The sequence below is a fragment of the Pseudomonas sp. UBT genome (assembly GCF_050915955.1).
Classification (GTDB): domain Bacteria; phylum Pseudomonadota; class Gammaproteobacteria; order Pseudomonadales; family Pseudomonadaceae; genus Aquipseudomonas; species Aquipseudomonas antarctica_A.
Genome location: NZ_CP168079.1, coordinates 3,095,645 through 3,120,358, shown reverse-complemented (window position 1 = coordinate 3,120,358; position 24,714 = coordinate 3,095,645). Strand labels below are relative to the sequence as shown.

The window sequence follows — 24,714 nt, the reverse complement described above, 5'->3', positions numbered from 1 at the left end:
TGAAGTCAACCCGCCAAATCATGCAGCCGACAATACTCATCCCAACTCAACCCCGCCATCTGCGCGACCTCCTTGTGCACTTCGAGGCGCTGGGCTTCGAAGGCTGCATGGGATTCGGCCGTCAGTTTGAGGGTCAGCTCCCAGGCAAACAGGTTCTGACGTTCCGCCTCGGCTTCGAACGCTTCATGCAGGCGTTCGGCGCGGTACTGCGCCAGGGTTTCGCCTTTGGCCTGCGCCGCCAAGGGGTTGAGGGTGTCCAGTTCTGCGGCCACCAGCGGGTGTTCGTTCAAGAAACGGTCCAGGGCGCGCTGGTGATTATCACCGGGTTCTGACAAGGGCTTACTCCTGATTAGGTGAGGTCACTAGATGGGGTCATGCCGCTGGTTTTGCAATCAGGTCGCGGGCAATCGTCTCAAAACGCACGCCTCAACACGCACGGTTCGGGCCGGTGGCGTCGGGGCGACGACCCTCCATTGGATACGGGCCGGATCGCTGGCGTGGGCGTCTGGGAAACTCGCTTCGCTTGCGTTGATGGCGGCGCAGGAAAACCCCAGCAGCGCACAGGTCATAAGGGGCAGTATTCGTCGCATGGGCAGGCACCTGGATGTCGAGTAAGACACACGGAGCAAGGCCTGGGCTCGAGTCCGTTCGAGAGTAACCATCCAAAGCATGGGCTCACTCACCGTCGGCGACAAGCATCAAGGGCCGAAATTAATTCTGAATAATTGCGGGTGGCGCGGCAAAAACCTTTCGCTCTCGGTAGCTGGCCGTGTAGCGTTACACGAGAATTCCGGGCTGCCACTAGCGGCAGAAGGCGATGGGCGGAGGGGCGGGGCATGGTGCAAACGCTGTTCAAACTTTTCCTTACTCAACGCCTGGCGGCCTTGGCCAGTACCGAATCATTGCGCGCCATACGTGAAGGGCTGCTGTGGATTCTGCCGTGCCTGCTGGTGTCGGCCGGTTTCCTGATCCTGTCCGAATGCGCCAGGGTGCTGGGGTTCGATCCGCAGGTGGTGGGCTTTCTGTCTGGGCTGCACAACCAGATCAGCTCGGTCATTCCGCTGCTGGTGGCGGCCTCCATTGGTTACATGCTGGCGATCCAGCACCGCTTGCCACAATTGCCTGTCGCTTTTTTATGCCTGGCTCACGTGGTGGTCGCCACGTTTGTCTTGCGGGAATACCCCCGAGCGTCGGCCACCTTCGTATTGTTCATCGCCATCGCCTCGCCGCTGCTCAATGTGCCGGCGATAGCCTGGCTGCACCGTTTTCGTTGGACCCGCCTGGTCAACGAGGACCTGGTCGGCCATAACCTGCGGGGTGCCATCAATATGGTGGTGCCGGGCGCCATTACCGCGCTGTTATTGGTGGTGGTGTTGTCGTTGCTGCTACTGATTCCCTATGTGGCGCAACTCCAGGGGCCGCAGGTGCTCGATGCGCTGCAATCGCCTTATGGCAGCGGGTTGTTTGTGACCCTGATGAATTCGCTGCTGTGGTTTTTCGGCATTCACGGTGTGTATGCCATGCAGCCGCTGTTCGATGTATTGGATCAGGCCGTGGTGCTCAATGGCGCCGCACTCGCGGCGGGTGAGCCGATCAAGTACCTGCTCAACAATGGCTTGCTGGGTTCTTTCGCGTTTATCGGCGGGTCTGGCGGGGCGTTATGCCTGTTGTTGGCGATTCTGCTGTTCTCCAAAAGCAAGTCCATGCGTTTGCTGGCAATGGCCAGTTTGCCGCTGTCGTTATTCAATGTCAGCGAGGTCTTGCTGTTCGGCTTGCCGATCATCCTGAACCCGCGCTTGTTTATCCCGTTTCTGCTGGTGCCGGCGCTCAACACCATGGTGGCATTGACGGTGGTACACCTGGGTTGGGTGTCACCGGCGGTGGCCAGCGTGCCGTTTACTGCGCCGGTGTTGCTCAATGCCTACCTCAGCACGCACGGTGACGTAGCGGCCGTGGTGTTGCAGGTGCTGCTGCTGTGTCTGGGCACCCTGGTGTATGCGCCGTATGTACGCGCGATTCATCGTCAGGCCAGCGAAGGCGGCACGGTGTATCTCAAGTCGTTGGACATGACCTTCCGCGGCCTCGAGGAGAAGGGCCGCCTGCTGGAGTTGGACCCTGTGCTGGCGTCCCACCGGACCCTGGCCCGTCAGGCCGTCGAACTGAGCCGCATCCAGCAGATCAGCGACTATGAGTTCTATCTCGAATACCAGCCCCAGGTCTCCACACGCACCGGCCTGTGTACCGGCTGTGAGGCGCTGATGCGCGCGCGCGACAGCAAGGGCACGGTGCACTCACCCTGGGAATTCCTGCAATGGCTCGCCCAGGCGCGGTTGATGCCGGATGTGGATGTGTGGGTGGCATCCCAGGCGGTGCGCCAGTACCAGAAGTGGAAGAAAAACGGTTTCGCCTTGCCCATGACCATCAACATATCGAGCTCCACCCTGACGGACGCCGCCTACGGCGAGCGCCTGGTGGAAATTCTCGCGCAGGCCCATGGGCAGGTGTCGGTGGAAATCACCGAAGACGCGTTGGTCGGTGACATCCAGGTGACCCGCCAAACCATCCAGAAACTGCAAGCGATCGGCGCCAAGGTGTATATCGATGACTTCGGTACCGGGTTTTCTGCGTTGAGTTATCTGCACCAGTTTCCGGTGGACTTCATCAAGATCGACCGCAGTTTTGTGGTCGCCCAGCGCGACCCCAAGGGGGCGCAGGTGCTGACCGGCATGCTGCGTTTCTGTGAGGCGCTCAAGCTCGGCGTGGTGGTGGAAGGCGTGGAGACCGCCGAGCAGTTGGCGTTCTTGAGCACCGGCCCCGAATTGTTTATCCAGGGCTGGTATTTCAGCAAGGCGCTGCCCGGCGATCAGTTGCAACGCTTTGTCCGCGAGCGCGCCTCAACTCAGGTTTAAACCGAGGCTGACGCGTATTCGCGTTGGGTCTGCTCGATCTCTTCGACCAGCCCGTCGATCCTTGCCAGGCGCTTGCGGTTGTCGTGGTCCCAGGGGTGAAAGCCCGGTTTGAAATAGTGCAGCCACGGCCGCAGCATGCGTGGGAAAACTCCCTTGGGGCCGTACAGAAACTTGAGCATGCGCCAGAAGCCCTTCAGGTGCCCACCGGCCTTGCGGTCGGCAATCAGCAGGCGCAGGTGGAAATCCAACACTACCAGCCAGAAAAACACGGTAACGGTCAGCATGGTGCCGGTGCGCAGCAGATAGCGCCCGGGCCCGGGCTTGATCACGGTGTTCCACACATCGAACGCGACGGCTTTGTGTTCAGTTTCTTCGAGGGCGTGCCAGTACCACATTTGCTGGTAGCCCTTGAGTGAGTCGCCAAAGCGCGTGGGATCGCTGAGCAGGATTTCCGCAAGCATCGCCGTGTAGTGTTCAAGGGCAATGGTCACCGCCAGATTGAAGGAGGCAGGCAGGTGTTTTTTTTGCAGGTCGAGGATGAATTTAAGCCGCCGGTCCAGGGTATCCGCCGGCAGACCTGCCGCTTGCAGCAGATTGTTGTAGGCCACGTGTTCGCGGCTGTGCATGGCTTCCTGCCCGATAAAACCCTGTATCTCTTTTTTCAGTTCCGGGTCGTCAATGCGCTGGCGGTAATGGCGCACGCTGTCCATGAAAAACAGCTCGCCCTGGGGAAACAGCAGCGACAACGCATTAAAGAAATGCGTGATGAACGGACCTTGTTCGTGCCAGTCCTTGATGCGCCCGGCGGGCAAGGCAAAACGGATATCGCGACGGATGGGTAGCATGGTGCGTGCTCCTGTTCAGAGACGGGGTTCGTCGTTGGGTTCAAACACCGGCGTGCGCTGTTTGGGCGCCATGCGCTTGCTGGCGAACACCACCAGGGCTTGATAAGCCGCAGGCAGGCAGCGGGCGAGCAGGTCGAGGAAGTACGCGTCGCGACCGATCAGCACACGGCGTTTGTTCTTGCGTACGCCTTGCAGAATCACTTTGGCGGCGTGGTCGGCATCGGTGATGAACAGCTTTTCAAAGTCAGCGCGAGCCTGTTGCTCACTGTGGATCAGAAAGCCGGTCATGTTCGCGTCGATGCGGCTGCTGCGGCAGATATCGGTGCGAATGCCGCCGGGGTGCACGCAGGTGGCGGACACGCCGCAACGTTGCAGGTCGAGCTCCTGGCGCAGGGACTCGGTAAAGCCGCGTACGGCAAACTTGGTCGCGTTGTAGCCGCTCATGCCCGGTTGGGCAAACAGGCCGAATACGCTGGAGGTGTTGACCACATGCCCGTCGCCGCTGGCTTTCAGGTACGGCAAAAACGCCTTGGTGCCGTGTACCACACCCCAGAAGTTGATACCGACGATCCATTCCAGGTCGGCATAGTCCACACCTTCGACCGTGCTCGACAGCGCCACGCCGGCATTGTTGAAGATCAGGTTGACCTGGCCGTGGTCGCTCACGCAGCGTGCGGCCCAGGCTTCCATGGCCTGGCGGTCTGCCACATCCACTACATGCGTGGTGATCTTCACCGGCGACAGGGTCGAGGTCTTGATCAGCGCCAAGGTTTGATCCAGCCCTTGGCTGTTTTTATCCGCCAGGGCCAGGTGGCAACCTTCCCGTGCCAGCGCCAGGGCCAACGCGCGGCCCATGCCGGACGCCGCGCCGGTGATAGCCGCCACGCGGCCGTTGAATGACTTCATGACAGGCTTCCTTCAGCAGTGGCGTTTGGCGCTGTTATCACGTGGGGGATGGCGTGGGTCGGTGCCATTGCAACCACATAGTCCTTGAGCGCGAAATGCCGGGTGACTTGCTTGAAGCGCCAGGTCGAGCCGGGCCACAACGTGGTGTTCTTGCCGGTGCGCGGGTCGAGGTACCAGCTCTGGCAACCGCCGGTACTCCAGATGGTGCGTTTGAGTTTGTCCTGCAGTTGCAGGTTGTAGGCCTGCTCCACGTCGGGTTTGACGTCAACCGTGGCGATACGTTGGCGCTGCATGTGCTGGAGCGCATCAAGGATGTAGGTGACCTGGGCCTCGATCATCAGAATCATCGAGTTATGCCCAAGGCCGGTGTTGGGCCCGACGATCAGAAACAGGTTCGGATACCCCGGCACCGTGGTGCCTTTGTACGCATGGGCGCCGTCGCGCCATGCGTCCATCAGGTCAATGCCGTCGCGGCCGATGATACAGTCGCGGGGCAGGGGATCGGTGGCCTGGAAACCGGTGCCGAAAATCAGGCAGTCGGCCGGGTGTTTGTTGCCGTCGGCCGTGATAACGCCGTCGGCTTCGATGCGCAGTACGTGGTCGGTTACCACCTCGACATTGCTGCGCGACAGCGCCGGGTAATAGTCATTGGAGATCAGCACGCGCTTGCAGCCGATGGTGTAGTCCGGCGTAAGTGTTTTGCGCAGGGAAGGGCGGGCCACTTGCTTATGCAGGTGGCGCAAGGCGATTTTCTGCACCATCTTCATCAGTTTTGGGTGCAGGGCAAAGCCTACGACGCGGCCTTCCAGTGCCCAGTAAAACGCGCCGCGTACCAAGCGCTGCGTGAACGGCAAGTGCTTGAAGGCCCAGCGCTCGACGCGCGAAATGTCCCGGTCGGGCTTGGGCATGATCCACGGCGGCGTGCGCTGGAACAGGTCCAGGTGCGCCACCTGCGGCGCGATCTGCGGTACGAACTGGATGGCACTCGCGCCGGTGCCGATCACGGCGACGCGTTTGCCCTTCAATGAATAGGCGTGGTCCCACTGCTGGGAATGGAAGCGCTTGCCCTTGAAGCTGTCCAGCCCCGGAATATCCGGCAGTGCCGGGCGCGACAAGCCGCCCATGCCCGACACCAGCACCCGCGCGCTGACCTGTCGGCCATTGTTGAAGCTCAGTTGCCAGCGTTGCTGTTGATCATCAAAGACCGCACGTTGCAGGCCCATGCCGAAGCGCAGATGAGGCGCCAGCTCGAAACGCCGTGCGCATTGCTCAAGGTACGCGCGGATCTCTGCCTGCGGGGCGAATTGCCGCGTCCAGTCCGGGTTCGGCGCAAACGAAAACGAATACACATGGGACTGCACGTCGCAGGCGCAACCCGGGTAATGGTTGTCGCGCCACGTGCCACCGAGGGTGTCGGCCTGCTCGGCGATGAAGAAGTCGGTGAACCCGGCTTCCTTGAGTTTGATCGCCATGCACAGGCCGGCGAAACCTGAACCGATAATGGCGATGTCGATTGAATCACTGTGGGCATTCATAGGCAGGCCTCATAGAGGGAGCGCTGGGCGGGCATCGGGTGTGCTCCTGTCTTTTTTGTTGTGTCTTTTAGATAGAACACCATTGCAAAGGAAAAATGAATTAAATATTTTAAAAAAGATTTTAAATAATCTACCTGAAAATATCGCCTACGCTAGGACCTTGTTCCGCATGTGCGACTTGTCCGACGGACGAGCACGGTATGCATGAAGTTTAGGTCCAGGGTGTGGACGATGGCTGAGGCCTTGATCAATAACGGTCGGGTCGCCAGCAGCAGGGAAGCAGAGGACCGAGCTATGGCTGTCGAATGGGTTGTCGCTGCGGGTGTGCTTGTGGCCGCAAGCGTTGTGTTGTGGGGTTTCAGTGCCTGGATGACGCGGCGCATTGAAGCGGCCGTTCCGATCAACGGGCGCTTCGTGGAGGTCGATGGCGAGCGCTTTCACTATGTAGAGGAAGGTAAGGGCCCACCGTTGGTGATGATTCACGGGCTGATGGGCAGTAGTCGCAATTTGACCTATGCCTTGTCCAGCCAGTTGCGTGACCGCTTTCGCGTCATCACGGTTGATCGTCCGGGATCGGGCTATTCCAGCCGCCACGCAGGCACCGCGGCAGATCTGCCGGCCCAGGCCCGACAAATCGCCGCCTTTATCAAGACGCTCGACCTGGATAAACCGCTGGTGTTGGGGCATTCCCTCGGCGGGGCGATATCCCTGGCGCTGGCGCTTGATCATCCCCATGCGGTGTCCGGGTTGATCCTGGTGGCGCCGCTGACCCATCCCCAGCGCATGTTGCCGCTGGTCTTTCTGTCGCTGGCGGTGCGCCCGGCGTGGTTGCGGCGCTGGATCTCGCACACGCTGACTTTGCCTGTCGGCCTGCTCACCCAAGGGTCGGTGGTGAAAGGTGTATTCGCCCCAGACGCCGCGCCGCCTGACTTCGCCACGCGCGGCGGCGGGCTGCTCGGTATGCGTCCTGACAACTTCTACGCCGCCTCCAGTGAGATCAACCTGGTCAATGACGACCTGCCGGACATGGTCAAGCGCTACCCGCAATTGACCCTGCCGATCGGGCTGATTTATGGCGCGCGCGACAACGTGCTGGACTTCCAGAAGCACGGCCAAGCCTTGGCGAGCAAGGTGCCCGGGCTGAAATTGCAGGTGGTGGAGGGCCGTGGCCATATGCTGCCGATTACCGCCACAGAGCGCGTGGCGGCGCTGGTGGATCAGGTCGCCAAGCGGGCCACGCCAGCCCTGAGTGCCACGGTGCTGCGCCCTTCCTTTGCCTTGGCGAGCAAATGATTGTGCTACCCGACTCGCGGTTCAATGGCGTTAAAGCTTGCCCTAGACACCTGACCAAACGGCTGAAAAAGAGACTGCCCGGTCACGTGGCGATGGGTCCAAGAAACTAGTTGACGACCTAACGATTCCGCGCTATTTATTTAAAAAAATTATTTCAATGTCTAATTTGAAACAGTTTTTGAAATGCCTAAGAGCGAATAAAATAATGAAAAAAACGCCTTTTATCGCATCGTTGAATTCTCGGAGCCGTCAGCGCTCCGTGCCGCTGTTGAGTGCCGCGAATCTTTCCCTGCCAAGCCGCTGCGTGCGGAGGCTGCCATGAATCAGACCCTGGCAACCCCACAGGTCTGGACCGACGGCAAGCGCCACCTGTGGTGGCTCGGCATCCTGCCCCTGGCAACGCCGTTGCTGTCCGGCGCCCTGGCAATCACCACCGGTGTGCAGCAACTGTGGTGGGTCGGCGTACTGGTGATCTTCGGCTTGATCCCGTTGATCGACGGCCTGCTCGGTGAAGACGTCAGCAACCCACCCGAATCCGCCGTCAGCAACCTCGAATCTCAAAGCTATTACCGCTGGATCGTCTACACCGGTGTGCTGTTTGTTATCACTTCGGTGGTGATGACCGGCTGGCTGGCCGCCGGTGGTATTGAATGGATCATCAACGGCGGCCTGCTGCACGCCACCGCAACCCTTGACCCTGCAAGCGGCTTGGCAAAAACCGCGGCATTCATTACCGCGCGCACTGAGCTGCACGGCGAGGTCAGCTGGTTCACTTATTTGGGCATGGCGATGTCCACGGGGGCAGCCACTGGCATCGCGATCAACACCGCGCATGAGCTGGGGCACAAACCCAAGCCGCTGGAAGTGTTCCTGGCCAAGGTCACCCTCGCGCCGACGTTCTACGGGCACTTCTACACCGAACATAACCGTGGCCATCACGTACGCGTCGCGACGCCGGAAGACCCGGCCAGCTCACGCCTGGGTGAGAGTTTCTGGGCTTTCCTGCCGCGTTCGGTGTGGTTCAGCGCCGTGTCGGCGTGGAACCTGGAGCGCGAGCGCTTGCGCAAACTCGGCCTGCCGGCCTTGCACTGGAAGAACGCCGTGCTCAGCGCCTGGATGTACAGCGTGGTGTTGTGGGGTGTGATGATTGTCTGGTTGGGGGCGGCCGTGATTCCGTTCCTGATTATCCAGGGTATCTACGGGTTTTCATTGCTGGAAGTGGTGAACTACGTCGAGCACTACGGGCTTCAACGCCAGAAGTTGCCCAACGGTCGTTATGAACGTTGTTCGCCGCGGCACTCGTGGAACAGCAACCGAATTGTCACCAATATCTTTCTGTTCCAACTTCAGCGGCATTCCGATCACCATGCCAACCCGACGCGTAGTTATCAGTCGTTGCGCCACTTCGATGAATCACCGCAACTGCCTTATGGGTACGCGAGCATGATTGTCTGGGCCTACGTGCCGTACTTGTGGCGGCGCCGCATGGACCATCGGGTACTCAATCATTATGCCGGGGATATTACCCTGACCAATCTTCAACCTTCCCAACGGTTGAAGTACCTGGAGAAGTACAGTCACAGTGCGACGCCATTCTAATGTGAAGTAACACAGGGGTTGTGTCACTCGGGATCTGTGTATCGCGCGGGTTTTCATCGCCCAGGTTTTACGGATTGAGTGGTCAGTAAGTTGTTTGACCCGACAACAATAATTTCAAGGGAAGGACGTACATTATGCAAAGCCCTGCCACGTTCACCGCGCATGTCGTATTGGCCGCCCTGGGCCTGATTGTTTACCAACAGGCCCAGGCGGCGCGTATCGAGCCGGCCGGCAGCGCCTTTACGGCACAAGGCCCCATCAGCTTTTCCAAAGGCGCGCTTATCAGCGCCGACTGCACCATCAAGGTGGCCGGCAAAGTCGCCGCCGATGGGGCATCGGTGAATGTCGATAAAGTTGAATTCGATGGCGGCCTCAAGTGCAGCCGTGTCGAGGCAATCAACTTGCCTTGGGTGTTAGTTGCCAAGGATACCAAGAGCGGCTCCATGTCGAAGATCAGTGTGGATGTTCACGCGTTTGGCCTGGGCGGCAAGTGTGGTCCGTCCACGGCCAACGGTACATGGGATAACGCCACCGGCAAGTTGGAAGCCGCCAATGTACCGATTGGCGAAGACTGCACGATCAAGACGGTGTCGATCAAGATGCCGCCCACCTTCAAAGTGGTCGAATAAAAGAATCCGAATACTACAGCGGTAATTGAATTGAAATTTGGCTGGAAAGGGACGTTCTGCAGTTTCACCGTGACTTCTCGTTCATGGCCATTACCCCTGGCGAAATGACTCGCCATAACATGTGAGGAAAAACAATGAAAAGCTTGAAAACTCTCGTGTCGTTGACTGCTCTGGCTGTTTGCATGGGCGCTGCTTCGATGGCCACTGCGGCTTCGATCAGCCCGGAAGGTCCTTTCACCACCACCGCAGGCTCCATCGTCGTGCAGTCACCGTCTTCATTCGGGGGCTCTGTGACCTGCGGCATTACCTTCAGCGGTAATGTCAGTGGCGGTGTTGCCACAATCAACAATGCTGCCCTGACCGGTGGCGGCCTGTGCTCGTTGCCAACCCTTAAAAGCATCCCGTCGCCAGGCTGGAAGCTGACCGCATTGTCGGGCGCTGCAGGCCAAGTGGAAAACGTGGGTTACACCATCAAAAAAACCATCGTACTTCCAGGCACTGACTGCGGCCCGTCCACCATCAGCGTGGCCTGGAACGCTGCGACTCACACGCTGACAGCCGCCAACCAGGCGCTGAGCGGCGGCTGCAACATTGTCTCGCTGACCACGACTGCTGCCGGCCTGACGGTTAACCCATAACGGGCGTGCATTGCAGAACGAAGGGTTGATCACCCGTTGAAAAACCGGTGCCTCGCAAGAGGTGCCGGCTGACGTGGAAAGCCGGCAATGCCGGGAGCGCATAATAATAAGGAGTGCCGCATGATCACTAAGAAACAACAGGCTCAAACACTGCTGGGGCTGGCATTACTGGGGGGGCTGATGACGACAGCGCCCGTGCAGGCGGGTGGTTTCTCCACGCCGACATACGGCGCCCCTGGGTGGGGGCGGGCGTTCGGCGGCGGTTCTCTGTTCAAGAACGACCCAAGTTCTGCTTACAACAACCCGGCGGCCATGGCATTTGTCGACCAGGCCGTGGTTCAACAGACCGTCGACTATGCGCGTGTGAAGATTAAATACAGCGGCCAGGCTTACGATTACGCCGGTAATCCAGTCTCCAATACCGCCGTGATGCCCGATGGCAGCTTTGATCCGAGCACGGCAGTCGTCAACAACAATGACGGTGGCCAGGGCGGTTTCACCGCCTGGTTGCCGACCGGTTTTCTGGTCATCCCGATGGGTGACCGTTTTGCATTCGGCCTCAGCCAGGTCGTGCCACAAGGGATGCGCACCACCTGGAATGAAAACTCCAAGTTTCGCGACTTTGCCGTGGACACCAAAATCGAAACCGTCGGCCTGACGGGGTCGTTATCGTTCAAGGTGCGTGACGACTTCTCCATCGGTGGTGGCATGATCGTCCAGCGCAGCCAAGGCTTCGTCAGCCAGAACATCGATCTGTTTTCGGCTGCGTCGGTCTCTCCCGGTTTGGGCAATGGGGCGTTTCCGTCGGGCGTCGGCACCGCACTGATGCGCGTCAAGGTCGATAATGTCTCCGTTGGCTGGTTTACCGGCGTTGTCTGGAAACCGACTGACCAGGACTCGTTGGGCCTTAACTACCACGCCAAAATCAAAAATAAGATGACCGGTAAATACAACATCCGGGCTGATGCGCTGAACAACGGTTTGATGACCGACGACACCGTCTTCGGTACCGGCAAGACGCTGGTTGAAACGGCGTACCCTGGGCTGAAGTTGTACCCCAACGGCGCCAATGCCAGCACTCAGCTGGATATTCCGGCGACTGCCGCGATCGACTGGGTGCATCAGTTCAACGACCGTTGGACCTTGGGTCTCAGCGCCATGTGGACGCAATGGTCGTCCTTCAAGGACCTGACACTCAAGTCCGAGGGCTCGACGATCGTTGCCATTCCTTACAACTATCGGGATGCATGGATGTACTCCGTGGGTGGCGATTTCAGGGCCACGGATGAGCTGACCCTGCGGGCCGGTGTGGCGTATGACCAAACCCCGACGCGCGACTCGACGCGCGATCCACGTATCCCGGACGGCGACCGTTACTTTGCATCACTGGGTGCGGGTTACGATATCAAGGCCATACCGGGCTTGTCGCTGGACGCCGCGTATTCGCACCAGTTTGTTCAGAAGGTCAACATCAGAACCCAGAACGTTGATCGTCTTGGCGGCGGTCGTCTCGACGGTACGGCTGAGTCTTCAGGCGACATCGTCAGCTTGTCAGCCACCTACAAGTTCTAACACCACGACGGCACGAGCACCCAGCGCATCTTGGTGCTCGCGCCTGAAATTGCCTCAATTGCTGCTCAAGCAGGCTGACTCGTTCAGCCCTTTATTGTTGCGCGAACGCATTAAATAAAAATTTCAAAACAAAATTTGAATTTGTCTTTTCAAGTTTGTAGTGTGGCCTTACGCCGCAGTTCATTTTGATCTGCCTGCGCATTGGCCGTGCCCTGAATCAAGTAGAGGTATCCCCATGGTTATCTGGTTATTGGTGGGTCTCGCAGCAGCGATTGCCCTGGCGTATCGAAAGGCCGCCGCAGCCCTTTGGTTGGGCGCTGGCCTGATCTGGCTGGCGCTTGGTTACCTGTTCAATGGGGTGGCGGGCCTGGGTATTACCGTCGCGGCGGTGTTGGTGGTATTGCCGGCCTTGCTGCTGACGATCAAACCCCTGCGTCGCGCGCTGTTGACCAGCAAGGCCCTGGGCCTGTTTCGTACGATCATGCCGGCGATGTCCGACACCGAGCGCGCCGCCATCGAATCCGGCACCGTGTGGTGGGACGCCGAGCTGTTCAGCGGCAAACCCAACTGGGATCGGTTGCTCAAAGCCGCTCCGGCGAGCCTCAGTGCCGAAGAGCAGGCCTTCCTCGACAATGAGGTCGAGACGCTCTGCGACATGTCCAACGATTGGGAAACTACTCAGGTCTGGCAAGACATGTCCCCCGAAGGTTGGCAGTACACCAAAAGACGCCGGGTTCCTCGGCATGATCATTCCCAAGCAGTACGGCGGCAAAGGTTTCTCCCACTATGCGCATTCGCAAGTGGTGATGAAGCTGTCGACACGTTGCTCGGCGGCGGCGATTTCGGTGATGGTGCCCAACTCCCTGGGCCCGGCAGAATTGCTGCTGCATTACGGCACCGATGCCCAGCGTAATTACTACTTGCCGCGCTTGGCGCGGGGTGAAGACATTCCGTGCTTTGCGCTGACCAGCCCGTATGCCGGCTCCGACGCCGGGGCGATTCCGGACCTGGGCATCGTCTGCAAAGGCGTGCACGAGGGTGAGGAAGTGCTCGGCTTCAAGGTGACCTGGGACAAGCGCTACATCACCCTTGGCCCGATCGCCACGGTGCTGGGCCTGGCGTTTCGCGCCGAAGACCCGCAGGGTTTACTCGGCAAGGCTGGCTCGCTGGGCATTACCTGCGCGCTGATACCGACGTCTCATCCCGGCGTGAACAGTGGTCGCCGTCACTGGCCGCTGAATGCCGTATTCCAGAACGGCCCTACAACCGGCAAGGATGTATTCATTCCCCTGGAGTGGGTCATCGGCGGCCGTGAGCAAGTCGGCAACGGCTGGCGCATGTTGATGGAATGCCTGGCTGCGGGGCGGGCGATTTCCTTGCCATCCGCCAACGTCGGCCTGGGCAAAGTGGCGGTACGCGGCACCACCGCCTATGCCGCGATGCGTAAACAATTCGGCCTGCCCATCGGCAAGTTCGAAGGCGTGCAGGCGCCATTGGCGCGCATGGCCGGGCACTTGTATGCCTGCGATGCGGTGCGCAAGGTGTCGGTGGCGTCCCTGGATGCCGGTGAAAAGCCCTCGGTGATTTCCGCCATCGCCAAATACCACGTCACCGAGCGCGCGCGAATCATCGTCAACGACGGCATGGACATCGTCGCGGGTAAGGGCATCTGTATGGGGCCCAATAACTTCCTGGCCCGCGCCTATCAGCAAAGCCCGATTGCCATCACTGTAGAAGGCGCGAACATCATGACCCGTTGCCTGATTATCTTTGGCCAGGGGCTGATTCGTTGCCATCCCTATGTGTTCCGCGAGATGGAAGCGGCGCGCAACCCGGATCGGCGCAAGGCGCTGGAAGCCTTCGACAGCGCGATGTTCGGCCATCTGAGTTTTGTGCTGGCCAATACCGTGCGCGCCGCCGTGCATTCGCTGACGGGCGGGCGGCTGATTTCTGTCCCGGCCAAGACCGAGCCGGCGCTGGCGTCCTACTACCGCCAGGCCAATCGGCTGTCGGTGGTGCTGGCGTTGATCTCGGATATTTCCATGGGCGTGCTGGGCGGCGCCCTCAAGCGCAAGGAAAGCATCACCGGGCGCCTGGGCGATATTCTGTCGCAGCTCTACATCCTCTCTTGCGTGCTCAAGCGCTTTGAAGATGACGGACGGCCCCAGGCGGACCTGCCGCTGGTGCACTGGTCGGCCCAGGACGCGTTATTGCGCGCCCATGAAGCCCTGGCCGAAGTGCTCGATAATTACCCTTCGAAAGCCGCTGCGCGAGTGGTGCGTGGCTTGAGTTTCCCGTTCGGTATTGCCCTGCGTAAACCGTCGGACCGCTTGCTGGCCCAGGTGGCCGAGGTGGTGCAAACCCCGGGCGAAACCCGCGACCGCTTGCTGGCCAATTCCTACATTCCGCGTCCGGAAATCGACAAGCTGGCTTATGGCGAATTGGGCTTCCGTCTGTTGCCGCAGGTGGAATTGATCGACGCCCGGCTCAAGTCTGCGGTCAAGCAAGGCTTGATCGAGCCCATGCCGATCTCCGCCACGGCCTTTACCGGTTGGCGCGTCAAGGCGCGGGCACTGGACCTGATCAGCGATGACGAAGACCGCCTGCTGGGGCGCTATGTGGAATATGCCGACCACGGCATTCAGGTCGACGACTTCCCGCAGGATTTCGGTTTGCTGGAGGCCCTGCAGCGGCGTCAGCAGGCATTGGCCAAACCGACGGCGAAGCGCCGCAGCAGCCAAGGTGAAAACGCCTCGGTCAACTAGGGAAAACGCGCTCAGTGTGGGAGCGGGCTTGCCCGCGATAGCGGTCTGCCTGACACACCGCCATCGCAGGCAAGCCAGCTCCCACATTTGATCGGGTTTACACGGCAACGCAGCGTTGTAAGTGGATCTATCTATGAGTGACAGCTACCTATCCTTCGTCAATTCCCCCTGGGGCCGCCGCCTGGCCCAGGCCATCGGCCTGCCGCAACCCTTGCCGTTGCAACGTCACCGCAGTGGCCAACACGGCCTGGTCAACCCGGTGATTGTCGCCGGGGCAGGGCGGCTTTGCGCGCGGGTACACGCGATTTTCGCCGCCACCGACACGGTCGCCGCCACCCCGGCGACGCCCAAGGCGCCGTCCACCGTCAAGGTGCAGGGCGCCGTGTTCGACGCCAGTGGCGTGCTCGATTTGCAGCAGCTCGACGAGCTTTACGTGTTCTTCCACGCCAATGCCAAACGCCTTGGCCACCACGGCCGCGTGGTGGTGCTCGGCACGGCGCCGGAACATTGCCAGGACTTGCCCCAGGCCATCGCCCAACGTGCCCTCGAAGGCTTGGTGCGTTCGCTGGCCAAGGAGCTGCGCCGGGCAATTACCGTGCAATTGATTTATGTGGCGCCGGGTGCCGAAGACGCGCTGGACAGCAGCCTGCGGTTCTTCCTGTCGCGCCGTTCGGCCTATGTGTCGGGGCAAGTGGTGCGCCTGGAAACGCCGGTGGACGGCAACGTTGCCGTCAACTGGGACAAACCCTTCGCGGGTCGGCGCGCCCTGGTCACCGGCGCTTCCCGTGGCATCGGTTTGGCGATCGCCCAAGTGCTGGCCCGCGACGGCGCCCATGTGGTTTGCGTGGATGTGCCCCAGGCCCAGGACGCGCTGCTGCAAGCCGCCAGCAGTGTGAACGGCTCAGCCTTGCCGCTGGACATCACCGCAGCGGATGCGGCCTCGCTGTTGCAGGCGCATGTCAGCCAATACGGTGCTTTTGACGTGGTGGTCCATAACGCCGGCATCACCCGCGACAAGACCATCGCCAAGATGACCGAAGCCGCCTGGCGCAGTGTGCTGGCGGTCAACCTCGAAGCGCCATTGCAGTTGAGCACGGCATTGCTCAGCGGCCAGGGGCTGAACCCCGGTGGGCGGATTGTGTGTGTGTCGTCGATTTCCGGCATCGCCGGCAACCTGGGGCAAAGCAACTACGCCACCTCCAAGGCCGGGGTGATTGGCCTGGTGCAGAGCCTTGCACCGCTGGCGGCGGCGCAGCAGGTCACGGTGAATGCGGTGGCGCCCGGGTTTATCGAAACCCAGATGACCGCAAAAATCCCGCTGATGATTCGCGAGGCGGGGCGGCGCATGAACTCACTGTCCCAGGGCGGACAGCCCATCGACGTGGCCGAGACCATCGCCTGGCTGGCGCACCCTGCATCCGGCGGGGTTAACGGCCAAGTCGTACGCGTGTGCGGCCAAAGCCTGCTGGGAGCCTGAGGAATGGACTACGTGACGCAGATTATCGGCCCGCCGCCGTCGCGCACTCAGTTGTTGCTGGACGGCGTGCGCGCGCTGCGTAAACCCAAGCTCGACGGTGCGCCACCCTTGCCCACGGCGCTTCTGGTGCGCTCGGCGGCGCAGCTGTCGGCCAGCGGCATTGCCGCGTATGGCCGCGCGTGTGGTTTCCGGCGCGAGCAGGGCGTGCCGCTGTCCTATCCACACGTGCTGGCGTTCCCATTGCACCTGATGCTGCTGACTCGGCCCAGCTTCCCATACCCGGCCAGCGGCATGGTGCATCTGGCTAATCGCATTCGTCAGCACCAACGCTTGCAGGAAGGTCAGGCCTTGCGCCTTGAGGTGTTTTGCGAGCGCTGGGTGGCGCATCCCAAGGGCCAGGCGCTGAGCATTGCCACCCGGGCTTATGGCGCGAACAGGCTGGTGTGGGAGAGCAACAGCCTGTATTTGCGCCGCGACGTGAATAACCCGGTGGGCGAACCGTGGGACGACGTGCTGGCATTGCAGGAAGAGGGCCTGTTACGCACTCAGCGCTGGGTGTTGCCTGCCGATCTGGGCCGACGATTTGCCAAGGTTTCGGGAGACTTCAACCCGATTCATACCTCGCTGATCGGCGCCAGAATCTTTGGCTTTCGCCGTGCCATCGCTCATGGCATGTGGACCCTGGGCCGCGCGTTGGCCGCCCAGCAACCGCCGGGCGGCCTGGATCAGGCGCAAGCCCATTGTGACTTCAAGTTGCCCATCTTCCTGCCCGGTCAGGTCGCCCTGTGGAACCGCCCTGTAACCGGCCCACGGCGTGAGTTCGAAGTGCGCAATGTCGCGGGCGACAAACCCCATATGCGTGGGCTTTTTATTTGGCAGCCCAATTTTGAAGAGCGCCATCAATGAATGACTACAGCTTCAACCCGGCCCCGACGCGCCGCGTGGCGATCATCGGTGGCAACCGTATCCCCTTTGCCCGCTCGAACACCGTGTATGCCCACGACAGCAATCAGGACTTGCTGGTCGCCGCCTTGCAAGGCCTGGTGGACCGCTACAACCTGCACGGCCAGCGCCTGGGCGAGTTTGCCGCTGGCGCGGTGATCAAGCACTCGCGGGACTTCAACCTGGCGCGTGAATCGCTGCTCTCCACTACGCTGTCACCCGAAACACCCGCGTACGACGTGCAGCAAGCCTGCGGCACCGGCCTGGAAGCTGCCTTGCTGGTGGCGAATAAAATCGCCCTGGGCCAGATCGAAGTGGGCATTGCCGGTGGGGCCGACACCACCTCCGACGCGCCCATCGGCATCAACGAAGCCTTGCGCCACACCTTGCTGGCGGCCAATCGGGCCAAGGGTATGGGCGACAAGTTGAAGGCGTTACTGAAGGTGCGTCCGTCGATGTTTTTCAAGCCGTTGCTGCCGCGCAATGGCGAACCGCGCACCGGCCTGTCCATGGGCGAACACTGTGAAGAAATGGCCAAGCGCTGGCAGATCAAACGCCTGGCCCAGGATGAGCTGACCCTGACCAGTCACCAGCGCCTGGAGGCTGCCTACCAACGCGGCTTTTTCGATGACCTGATCAGCCCTCATCGCGGCCTGGCCCGCGACAACAACCTGCGCGCCGATGCCAGCCTGGAAAAACTCGCGGGCCTGGCTCCTGCCTACGACCGCCAAAATGGCACCCTCACGGCAGGCAACTCCACGCCGTTGACCGATGGCGCGTCGGTGGTGCTGTTAGCCAGTGAAGCCTGGGCCGCTGAACAGGGCTTACCGGTGCTGGCCTACCTGCGCACCGGCGAGACGGCAGCGGTGAATTTTGTCGACGGTACCGAAGGCCTGTTAATGGCGCCGGCCTATGCGGTACCACGCATGCTCAAGCGCGAAGGCCTGAGCGTTGCCGACTTTGATTTCTTCGAGATCCACGAAGCCTTTGCCGCCCAGGTACTGTGCACCCTCAAGGCTTGGGAGGACGCCGATTATTGCCGCGAGCGACTCGGCTTGGATGCCCCGCTGGGCGCTATCGAACGCAGCAAGATGAACGTCAACGGCGGCTCCCTCGGCTGTGGTCACCCGTTCGCCGCAACCGGTGGGCGACAACTGGCGGCACTGGCCAAGACCATTCACGAAAACGGCGGCGGACGCGGCTTGATTTCGATCTGTGCGGCGGGCGGGCTGGGCATCACCGCCATCGTCGAAAAGTAGCGCTATCAAAAACAACAACAAGGAGACTGCCATGAACGCTGTAAGCCTGGAACGCACTGAACGGATCTGGTTGAACGCTTACCTGCCCGGCGTCCCGGCGGACATTGAGGCCGGTATCGAGGCCTACCCGTCGTTGCGCGAAGTGTTCCTGGAACACCTGGAGAAATTTCGCGAGCGGGTTGCCTACGTCAGCATCGGTACCGAAATGACTTATGCCGACTGGCAAGTGCAAGGCATTGCGTTTGCCGCGTGGCTGCAGGGCCAGGGCGTGAAAAAGGGCGACCGCGTGGCGCTGATGATGCCCAACTGCTTGCAGTACCCGATTTGCCTGCTGGGCACGATCCTGGCCGGTGCGGTGGTGGTGAACGTTAACCCGCTGTACACCTCCCATGAGCTCAAGCATCTGCTCAAGGACAGCGGCGCTGAAACCGTGGTGATCTTCGAAAATTTCGCCCGCACCCTCGAAAAGGTGGTGGCCGGCAGCAACGTCAAGCGCGTGGTGGTGGCGGCTATCGGCGATTTGCTGGGCACCTTCAAGGGGGCAGCGATGAACTTCATCCTGCGCCGTGTGCAAAAGCAGGTGCCCGTCTTTAATCTGCCCGGCTCGGTACGCTTCAACCAGGTGCTGAAACAGGGGCGGGCGCAGCATCACTTTCCGGTCACGATGGGCCTCGATGAGCTGGCCTTTTTGCAATACACCGGCGGCACCACGGGTGACGCCAAGGGCGTGATGCTCAGCCACCGCAATATCATCGCCAACCTGCTGCAAGCCAAGGCCTGGGTCGGTGATCAGCTCGATCAGCACAAACAGGAAACCAACGTCACCTTGCTGCCGCTGTACCACATCTTTTCGCTCACGGTGAACTGCCTGATGTTCATGTGCCTGGGCGGGCGCAACATCTTGATCGCCAACCCTCGGGACGTGAAGCGGGTGCAGATGATCCTGCGCAAGGAGCGCTTCAATGGGATTGCCGGGGTCAACACGCTGTTTAACGGCTTGCTGGAGAACAAGGCATTCTGCGCGCGGGACTTCTCGGATTTGCGCATGGTGATTGCTGGCGGCATGGCCACGCACACGGCGGTGGCCAAGCGTTGGAAGGAAGTCACCGGGCTGCCGATCGTCGAGGGTTATGGGCTGACCGAGTGCTCGCCGGTGGTGAGCATCAGCCCCATCGACATTTCACGCATGCGCGAGATGGCGTTCACCGGCAGCATCGGCGTGCCGTTGCCGTCGACCTGGGTGCGCTTTATTCGTGAAGATGGCGAGCTGGCCGACATTGGTGAGCAGGGCGAACTGCAAGTGCGCGGCCCGCAGGTGATGCAGGGCTACTGGAAACGCCCGAAGGAAACCGCCGAGGTGCTGGATGCCGAAGGGTGGTTGTCGACCGGTGATATCGGCGTGATGGACGAGCGTGGCTATATTCGCCTGGTCGACCGCAAAAAAGACATGATCCTGGTCTCGGGTTTCAACGTGTACCCCAATGAAATCGAAGACGTGGTGGCGCTGCACCCAGGCGTGGGCGAGGTGGCGGCAATCGGTGTTGAGGATGCTGTGACAGGGGAGAAGGTGAAGATCATTGTGGTGCGCAAAGACCCGAACCTTACTCAGGAACAGATCCTCGCCCATTGCCGGGAATACCTGACGGGGTACAAGGTGCCGCGGTATGTGGAGTTTCGCAGCAACGAGCTGCCCAAGACGACCGTCGGCAAAGTATTGCGCCGGGCCTTGCGCTGATTGGAAAGCGTTGATGACCTAAATGTGGGAGCTGGCTTGCCTGCGATGCAGGCACCTCGGTACATCAGGCATACCCAATTGATGCCATCGCAGCGGTTCGGCGGTCCGACAAGCCAGCTCCCACATTGACCGAGTGCAGCCTGAAGAGCCGCATACCCTCTGCCTGATGTACTGAGTTCAAAATGTGATTAACAGGGCCTGTCAGATCAAAATCAAAAGCAGAGCACGGCGGCCTGGTAGCCGACCTGAGTGGTAGAAGCAAAAGCAGGGCAGAAGCAGGGCAACACCACTTCTACCTGATGAAATGAGTTCCAAATGTGGGAGCGGCGGTGCGACGATTCGACTTGCTCGCGAATGCGGTAGGGTCAGTTACAAATAAGCTGCCTGACCCACCGCATTCGCGAGCAAGCCCGCTCCCACAATTTTGACCGAGTTTAGCTGCCAGCACCGCAGTGCTCTGCTTTTCTGTGGGAGCTGTTCAGCGCTTGGGATTCAGGGTTTCCAGGCCGCCGGATTCACCAGGTTTTTCGGCCGTTCACCCGACAATGCTGCCAGCAGATTATCCACCGCACAGCGTGCCATCGCTTCCCGCGTTTCGTGGGTCGCCGAACCGATATGCGGCGTGGCCACCACGTTATTCAAGCGCAACAACGGCGAGTCGTGATTCAGCGGCTCACGCTCAAACACATCCAGCCCCGCCGCCCGAATCGTGCGTTGCTGCAGTGCCTCGACCAGCGCGGCTTCATCGACGACTTTGCCCCGAGAAATATTGATAAAAATCGTCTCGGGGCCCATCAGTGCAAATTCTTCAGCGCCAATCAATTTCTCGGTTTCAGCCGTGAGCGGCAGTGTCAGGCAGACAAAGTCGGCCTCCTTGAGCAACGCCACCAGGCTGCGGTACTGCGCGCCGAAGCGCTCTTCTACCAGCGGCTTGGGTGAGTGGCTGTGGTAGATCACCGGCATGCCGAAACCGAAATGCCCGCGTTGGGCCAGGGCTTCACCGATGCGGCCCATGCCGATAATGCCCAGGGTTTTGCCGTGCACGTCGCTGCCGAAATGCGAGGGGCCGATGTTCTTGTTCCATTGGCCGGCGCGCACCATATCGGCGAGTTCGACCACGCGGCGGGCAGTGGCCAGGATCAGCGCAAAGCCGGTGTCCGCCGTGGTTTCGGTGAGTACGTCCGGGGTGTTGCTGAGCAGAATGCCTCGTTGGGTCAGGTAGTCGATGTCGTAGTTGTCGACACCGACCGAGACGCTGGCCACCGCTTCCAGTTTGGGCGCCAGATCGAGCAGCGTGGCGTCCAGGCGCAGGCTGGCACCCAGCAGGCCGTGGGCGCTGGGCAGGGCGTCACGCAGTTTGGCCAGGCCGGGTTCGTCCAGCGCGTCGATCAACGTGACGTCGGCGTGCTCGTGCAGGCGGGCCATCAATGGCGCCGAGAGTTTTTTGTATAAAACGACAGATTTCTTCATCGGGTTTTAACCTTCAAATCAAAAGTAGGCGACGGCGCGCGTTTACGGTCGCTGGCGCCGGGCTTGAGGAAAATCGTCAGCACCACCGCGAACATCAATGCGCCGCTCATCAGCAGGTAGGAGGCGCCGGGCGAACCGGTGCTGCTATTGAGGTAACCCACCAGGTACGAACCACCGAACGAGCCGAGCGCGCCCATGCTGTTGATCAGCGCCATGGCGCCACCGGCAACGTTGGCCGGCAGGATCTCCGGGACAATGGCGAAGAACGGGCCATAAGGCGCATACATGCAGGCCCCGGCGATCACCAACAGGGTGTAGGACCACCAGAAGTGCTCGGCGCCCAGGGCGTAGGACGCGTAGAAAGCGATGGACGCAATCAGCAACGGCGGCCACACAAAACGTTTACGTTTTTGCAGCTTGTCCGAGCCCCAGGACACCGCGAGCATACCGATGACGGCTGCCAGGTAAGGCAGCGCGGACAGCCAGCCCGCTTCGACCATGTCCATCTGCAAACCGGCCTTGAGAATCGATGGCAGCCACAGCACAAAGCCGTACACGCCGATGCTCCAGCAGAAAAACTGCAGGGCCAGGATGATCACCTTGGGCGAGCGAAAGGCTTCGGCGTAGTTTTTCACCGCCTTGATGCCGACTTGCTCGGCAGCCAGGGCCGTTTCCAAGTCCTGCTTTTGTGCGTCGCTCAGCCACTTGGCATCCTTGGGCCGTTCGTCAGCCAGGCGCCACCAGATAAACGCCCAGATCACCGCCGGCAGGCCTTCAACGATAAACATCCAGCGCCAACTGAAATGCTGCACCAGATAGCCCGACACCACCGACATCCAAAGCATGGTCACCGGGTTGCCGAGGATCAGGAACGTGTTGGCCCGCGAGCGTTCGGCACGGGTAAACCAGTGACACAGGTAGACCAGCATCGCAGGCATCACCGCCGCTTCCACCACCCCAAGCATGAAGCGAATCGCGATCAACATATAGGCGTTGGATACCACGCCGGTCAGGGTGGCCAGGCCGCCCCACAGGATCAGGCTGACGAAAATCAGCTTTTTAACGCTGCGTTTCTGCGCGTAGATAGCCCCCGGTACCTGGAAAAAAAAGTAGCCGAGAAAGAACAGCGCCCCCAGCAGCGACGACATGCCGGGGGTGATCATCAAGTCTTCGGCCATTCCGGAGGCGGCGGCGAAGCCGTAGTTGGCGCGGTCCAGGTACGCCAGGCTATACGTGATAAACACGATGGGCATGATGTACCACCAGCGGCGGGTGGCGAGTTTCAAAGTGTCCATGGGGTTGCTCCTGAGCTTGTTGTAGTTGTGGCAACAGGGTGTGGGTCATGCAATGGATCGAGTGGGTAACTCCGCACGGGTGGGCAGGCCTTCCATATCTCCGCGGCTTTGCACGGCGCGGCTGCCGATCCAGTTGCCGCGCTGTACGGCCTCGGGGAAGCTGAGGTTGTCGAGCAAGGCGCTGATCATGCCGACGGCAAAACCATCACCGGCGCCGACGGTGTCCACGACTTTTTCCACCGGCACGGCGGCGACGAAGCCCTGGTCCATCTGGGTGCGGTAGTAGGCACCATCCGGCCCAAGCTTGATGGCCACGGCTTCGGCACCCTGGTCGAGGTAGAAGGCGGCGATGTCGGCCGGGTCGTCGAAGCCGGTGAGCAAGCGGCCTTCGCTCAAGCCGGGCAAAACCCAGTCAGCCAGGCTTGCGAGGGCGTTTATCTGGCGAATCATCTGCTGCTGATTGGCCCACAGAGACGGGCGCAGGTTCGGGTCGAATGACACGCTGCGCCCGGCCTTGCGCATCTGCGTCATCAGCATCACGGACAGCTCGCGGGTGGCCTCGGACAAGGCCGGCGGAATACCGGTGGCATGCAGGTGCCGCGCTTGCAGCAGGGCGGGACGAATGTCGGCAATCGACAAATGACTGGCGGCCGAGCCTTTGCGGAAATATTCCACTTGAGGGTCTGCGCCAGTCTCTTCGCGGGATTTGAACTGAAAACCGGTGGGGTGCAGCGGATCGACCGTCACATGGCGACAATCCAGGCCTTCTTTTTGCAGGGTGTCGATGACAAACCGGCCGAGGGAATCAGCCCCTACCCGGCTCAGCCAGGCGACATTGAAACCCAGGCGCGACAGACCAATAGCCACATTGCTGTCGGCCCCGGCAATGCGTTTGTGGAACTGGGCCACCTCGGCCAGGTCGCCGGTCTGTTCGGCGACAAACATCGCCATGGTTTCACCAAACGACAGGATATCGATCTCAGACATGGGCATTCTCCGCACGGGGCTGGCCAAGGAGGGCGAGGGCGGCGACCTGTTGCGCGGTAACTGCGGTCAAGTCATCACCTTGCAACGGGAATTCCACGGCCCGGGTAATACCTTGAGTCATATGCTTGAGCAGTTGTTCCCACAGATGCAGGTCGGTGGCGCTGGGCGGCAAGGCCACCAGCTTGCCGTCCTGGCGACGCGCCACGGCCTTGCAGTGCAGGTAATCCACGTGCCGGCCCAGCAGGCGTGCGGCGGTGAGGGCGGATTGGTCTTGCCACTGCCAGTTGCCGATGTCGAAGGTCATTTTGACCGGTACACCCAGGCGTTCAACCTCGGTAAAGAACCGTTGCATCGGCTCGATGCGCCCGCCGTGCAGGGTCTGGTCGTTTTCCACCAGCAATTGGACCGGGTGGCGGTTGAGCAGGGCGTGCAGGCTTTGCAGGTCGTTGGTGTCGGTGAAGTAACCGAGGGAGACTTTCAGCCAGCGTGCGCCGAATGCCTGCGCGCGGTCCAGGATGGCGGCGAGTTCGGCATTCGGCTGGGCGCGCCCGGCGACCCAGAGTTCCAGCGGCGACGAAAACACCGATTCCAGGCCATGCTCAGCGGCTGCCTGGGCGAGGACGGCGGGTTGTTCGGTGGTCAGCAACTCTTCACGCCATTCGATGCGCTGGGCGCCGGCAGCATTGAGCAACGAGACAAAACTCAATTGGCCCTGCTGGCGTACCAGATCAGCGCCGTAGCTGGAAAGGCTGATGGAGACGGGGTACTTATGCATTGTTGTTTACCTCTGAAACCGGTTTCATTTTTATACACAAAACAGGGGTGGGAGCTGGCTTGCCTGCGATGGCGGTGAATCAG

At 60.7% G+C, this 24,714-nt stretch carries 18 protein-coding genes and 1 pseudogene; 11 read left to right on the top strand and 8 right to left on the bottom strand.

Going from position 1 to position 24,714, the window contains the following annotated elements; genetic code table 11:
- Positions 1 to 5 precede the first annotated feature (5 nt).
- Entirely contained in the window at positions 6 to 335 is a 330-nt protein-coding gene (locus tag ACDZ94_RS14175) for a DUF6388 family protein (protein ID WP_221294566.1), read from the bottom strand.
- Positions 336 to 836: 501 nt separating this feature from the next.
- On the opposite strand from ACDZ94_RS14175, the gene ACDZ94_RS14170 reads away from it, so the two are divergent.
- Positions 837 to 2,909, top strand: a complete 2,073-nt coding sequence (locus tag ACDZ94_RS14170; RefSeq protein WP_432750326.1) for an EAL domain-containing protein — start codon at positions 837 to 839, stop codon at positions 2,907 to 2,909.
- On the opposite strand, the gene ACDZ94_RS14165 is transcribed toward ACDZ94_RS14170, so the two are convergent.
- Genes ACDZ94_RS14165 through ACDZ94_RS14155 form a run of 3 tightly spaced genes read right to left on the bottom strand, consistent with a single transcriptional unit; the run spans position 2,906 to position 6,195 of the window.
- Positions 2,906 to 3,754, bottom strand: coding sequence for a metal-dependent hydrolase (locus tag ACDZ94_RS14165; protein ID WP_064452129.1), 849 nt, complete (start codon positions 3,752 to 3,754; stop codon positions 2,906 to 2,908). The genes ACDZ94_RS14170 and ACDZ94_RS14165 overlap by 4 nt on opposite strands.
- Before the next feature lie 15 nt (positions 3,755 to 3,769).
- Positions 3,770 to 4,660 carry an SDR family NAD(P)-dependent oxidoreductase gene (locus ACDZ94_RS14160; RefSeq protein WP_262667729.1) on the bottom strand — a complete coding sequence of 297 codons (891 nt, stop codon included), beginning with the start codon at positions 4,658 to 4,660 and terminating at the stop codon, positions 3,770 to 3,772.
- Positions 4,657 to 6,195: a flavin-containing monooxygenase gene (locus ACDZ94_RS14155; protein ID WP_432750325.1), complete on the bottom strand. Its 1,539-nt coding sequence runs from the start codon at positions 6,193 to 6,195 to the stop codon at positions 4,657 to 4,659. The genes ACDZ94_RS14160 and ACDZ94_RS14155 overlap by 4 nt, the downstream gene beginning before the upstream one ends.
- A 294-nt stretch (positions 6,196 to 6,489) precedes the next feature.
- Here ACDZ94_RS14155 and ACDZ94_RS14150 point away from each other — a divergent pair, with 294 nt between their 5' ends.
- The 10 genes and pseudogenes from ACDZ94_RS14150 (at position 6,490) to ACDZ94_RS14105 (ending at position 20,104) form a co-directional block, all read left to right on the top strand.
- Positions 6,490 to 7,488, top strand: coding sequence for an alpha/beta fold hydrolase (locus ACDZ94_RS14150; protein WP_432750324.1), 999 nt, complete (start codon positions 6,490 to 6,492; stop codon positions 7,486 to 7,488).
- A gap of 318 nt (positions 7,489 to 7,806) precedes the next feature.
- A complete protein-coding gene (locus tag ACDZ94_RS14145) occupies positions 7,807 to 9,087 on the top strand; it encodes an alkane 1-monooxygenase (RefSeq protein ID WP_432750323.1) in 1,281 nt (426 codons plus the stop codon).
- Positions 9,088 to 9,221: 134 nt separating this feature from the next.
- Positions 9,222 to 9,716: an alkane oxidation protein activator PraA gene (gene praA / locus ACDZ94_RS14140; protein WP_064452134.1), complete on the top strand. Its 495-nt coding sequence runs from the start codon at positions 9,222 to 9,224 to the stop codon at positions 9,714 to 9,716.
- A 134-nt stretch (positions 9,717 to 9,850) separates the two neighbouring features.
- Positions 9,851 to 10,354 (top strand): alkane oxidation protein activator PraB, encoded by a 504-nt coding sequence (gene praB, locus ACDZ94_RS14135; RefSeq protein WP_064452135.1) that lies wholly within the window; start codon positions 9,851 to 9,853, stop codon positions 10,352 to 10,354.
- 120 nt (positions 10,355 to 10,474) lie between these two features.
- On the top strand, positions 10,475 to 11,926 hold the full coding sequence (locus ACDZ94_RS14130; protein WP_064452136.1) for an outer membrane protein transport protein: 1,452 nt from the start codon (positions 10,475 to 10,477) through the stop codon (positions 11,924 to 11,926).
- Between the two features lie 235 nt (positions 11,927 to 12,161).
- Positions 12,162 to 14,691: pseudogene (locus ACDZ94_RS14125) on the top strand (acyl-CoA dehydrogenase).
- A gap of 133 nt (positions 14,692 to 14,824) precedes the next feature.
- Positions 14,825 to 16,168, top strand: coding sequence for a 3-oxoacyl-ACP reductase (locus ACDZ94_RS14120; protein ID WP_407017371.1), 1,344 nt, complete (start codon positions 14,825 to 14,827; stop codon positions 16,166 to 16,168).
- A gap of 3 nt (positions 16,169 to 16,171) precedes the next feature.
- Positions 16,172 to 17,074, top strand: coding sequence for a MaoC/PaaZ C-terminal domain-containing protein (locus tag ACDZ94_RS14115; RefSeq protein WP_432750322.1), 903 nt, complete (start codon positions 16,172 to 16,174; stop codon positions 17,072 to 17,074).
- On the top strand, positions 17,071 to 18,369 hold the full coding sequence (locus tag ACDZ94_RS14110; RefSeq protein WP_432750321.1) for an acetyl-CoA C-acetyltransferase: 1,299 nt from the start codon (positions 17,071 to 17,073) through the stop codon (positions 18,367 to 18,369). Before ACDZ94_RS14115 ends, ACDZ94_RS14110 begins: the two co-directional genes overlap by 4 nt.
- Before the next feature lie 31 nt (positions 18,370 to 18,400).
- Positions 18,401 to 20,104: an AMP-binding protein gene (locus ACDZ94_RS14105; RefSeq protein WP_432750320.1), complete on the top strand. Its 1,704-nt coding sequence runs from the start codon at positions 18,401 to 18,403 to the stop codon at positions 20,102 to 20,104.
- Positions 20,105 to 20,596: 492 nt separating this feature from the next.
- Here ACDZ94_RS14105 and ACDZ94_RS14100 read toward each other — a convergent pair whose 3' ends face one another.
- The 4 genes from ACDZ94_RS14100 to ACDZ94_RS14085 are packed head-to-tail and all read right to left on the bottom strand — an operon-like array spanning position 20,597 to position 24,631.
- The gene (locus tag ACDZ94_RS14100) at positions 20,597 to 21,574 is read right to left on the bottom strand and encodes an NAD(P)-dependent oxidoreductase (protein ID WP_432750319.1); all 978 of its coding nucleotides are present in this window, start codon (positions 21,572 to 21,574) and stop codon (positions 20,597 to 20,599) included.
- Positions 21,571 to 22,869, bottom strand: a complete 1,299-nt coding sequence (locus ACDZ94_RS14095) for an MFS transporter (protein ID WP_064452143.1) — start codon at positions 22,867 to 22,869, stop codon at positions 21,571 to 21,573. The genes ACDZ94_RS14100 and ACDZ94_RS14095 overlap by 4 nt, the downstream gene beginning before the upstream one ends.
- 45 nt (positions 22,870 to 22,914) lie before the next feature.
- Positions 22,915 to 23,856 (bottom strand): sugar kinase, encoded by a 942-nt coding sequence (locus ACDZ94_RS14090; protein ID WP_432750318.1) that lies wholly within the window; start codon positions 23,854 to 23,856, stop codon positions 22,915 to 22,917.
- Entirely contained in the window at positions 23,849 to 24,631 is a 783-nt protein-coding gene (locus ACDZ94_RS14085) for a sugar phosphate isomerase/epimerase family protein (RefSeq protein WP_407017373.1), read from the bottom strand. Before ACDZ94_RS14085 ends, ACDZ94_RS14090 begins: the two co-directional genes overlap by 8 nt.
- Positions 24,632 to 24,714 lie beyond the last annotated feature (83 nt).

Excerpts from the sequence above, each read along its gene's own strand:
- ACDZ94_RS14165 (WP_064452129.1), bottom strand. The coding sequence starts at position 3,754 with ATGCTACCCATCCGTCGCGATATCCGTTTTGCCTTGCCCGCCGGGCGC.
- ACDZ94_RS14150 (WP_432750324.1), top strand. The coding sequence starts at position 6,490 with ATGGCTGTCGAATGGGTTGTCGCTGCGGGTGTGCTTGTGGCCGCAAGC.
- praB (WP_064452135.1), top strand. The coding sequence starts at position 9,851 with ATGAAAAGCTTGAAAACTCTCGTGTCGTTGACTGCTCTGGCTGTTTGC.
- ACDZ94_RS14155 (WP_432750325.1), bottom strand. The coding sequence starts at position 6,195 with ATGAATGCCCACAGTGATTCAATCGACATCGCCATTATCGGTTCAGGT.
- ACDZ94_RS14145 (WP_432750323.1), top strand. The coding sequence starts at position 7,807 with ATGAATCAGACCCTGGCAACCCCACAGGTCTGGACCGACGGCAAGCGC.
- ACDZ94_RS14170 (WP_432750326.1), top strand. The coding sequence starts at position 837 with ATGGTGCAAACGCTGTTCAAACTTTTCCTTACTCAACGCCTGGCGGCC.
- ACDZ94_RS14130 (WP_064452136.1), top strand. The coding sequence starts at position 10,475 with ATGATCACTAAGAAACAACAGGCTCAAACACTGCTGGGGCTGGCATTA.
- ACDZ94_RS14160 (WP_262667729.1), bottom strand. The coding sequence starts at position 4,660 with ATGAAGTCATTCAACGGCCGCGTGGCGGCTATCACCGGCGCGGCGTCC.
- ACDZ94_RS14110 (WP_432750321.1), top strand. The coding sequence starts at position 17,071 with ATGAATGACTACAGCTTCAACCCGGCCCCGACGCGCCGCGTGGCGATC.
- ACDZ94_RS14085 (WP_407017373.1), bottom strand. The coding sequence starts at position 24,631 with ATGCATAAGTACCCCGTCTCCATCAGCCTTTCCAGCTACGGCGCTGAT.
- ACDZ94_RS14100 (WP_432750319.1), bottom strand. The coding sequence starts at position 21,574 with ATGAAGAAATCTGTCGTTTTATACAAAAAACTCTCGGCGCCATTGATG.
- ACDZ94_RS14105 (WP_432750320.1), top strand. The coding sequence starts at position 18,401 with ATGAACGCTGTAAGCCTGGAACGCACTGAACGGATCTGGTTGAACGCT.
- praA (WP_064452134.1), top strand. The coding sequence starts at position 9,222 with ATGCAAAGCCCTGCCACGTTCACCGCGCATGTCGTATTGGCCGCCCTG.
- ACDZ94_RS14095 (WP_064452143.1), bottom strand. The coding sequence starts at position 22,869 with ATGGACACTTTGAAACTCGCCACCCGCCGCTGGTGGTACATCATGCCC.
- ACDZ94_RS14115 (WP_432750322.1), top strand. The coding sequence starts at position 16,172 with ATGGACTACGTGACGCAGATTATCGGCCCGCCGCCGTCGCGCACTCAG.
- ACDZ94_RS14120 (WP_407017371.1), top strand. The coding sequence starts at position 14,825 with ATGAGTGACAGCTACCTATCCTTCGTCAATTCCCCCTGGGGCCGCCGC.
- ACDZ94_RS14090 (WP_432750318.1), bottom strand. The coding sequence starts at position 23,856 with ATGTCTGAGATCGATATCCTGTCGTTTGGTGAAACCATGGCGATGTTT.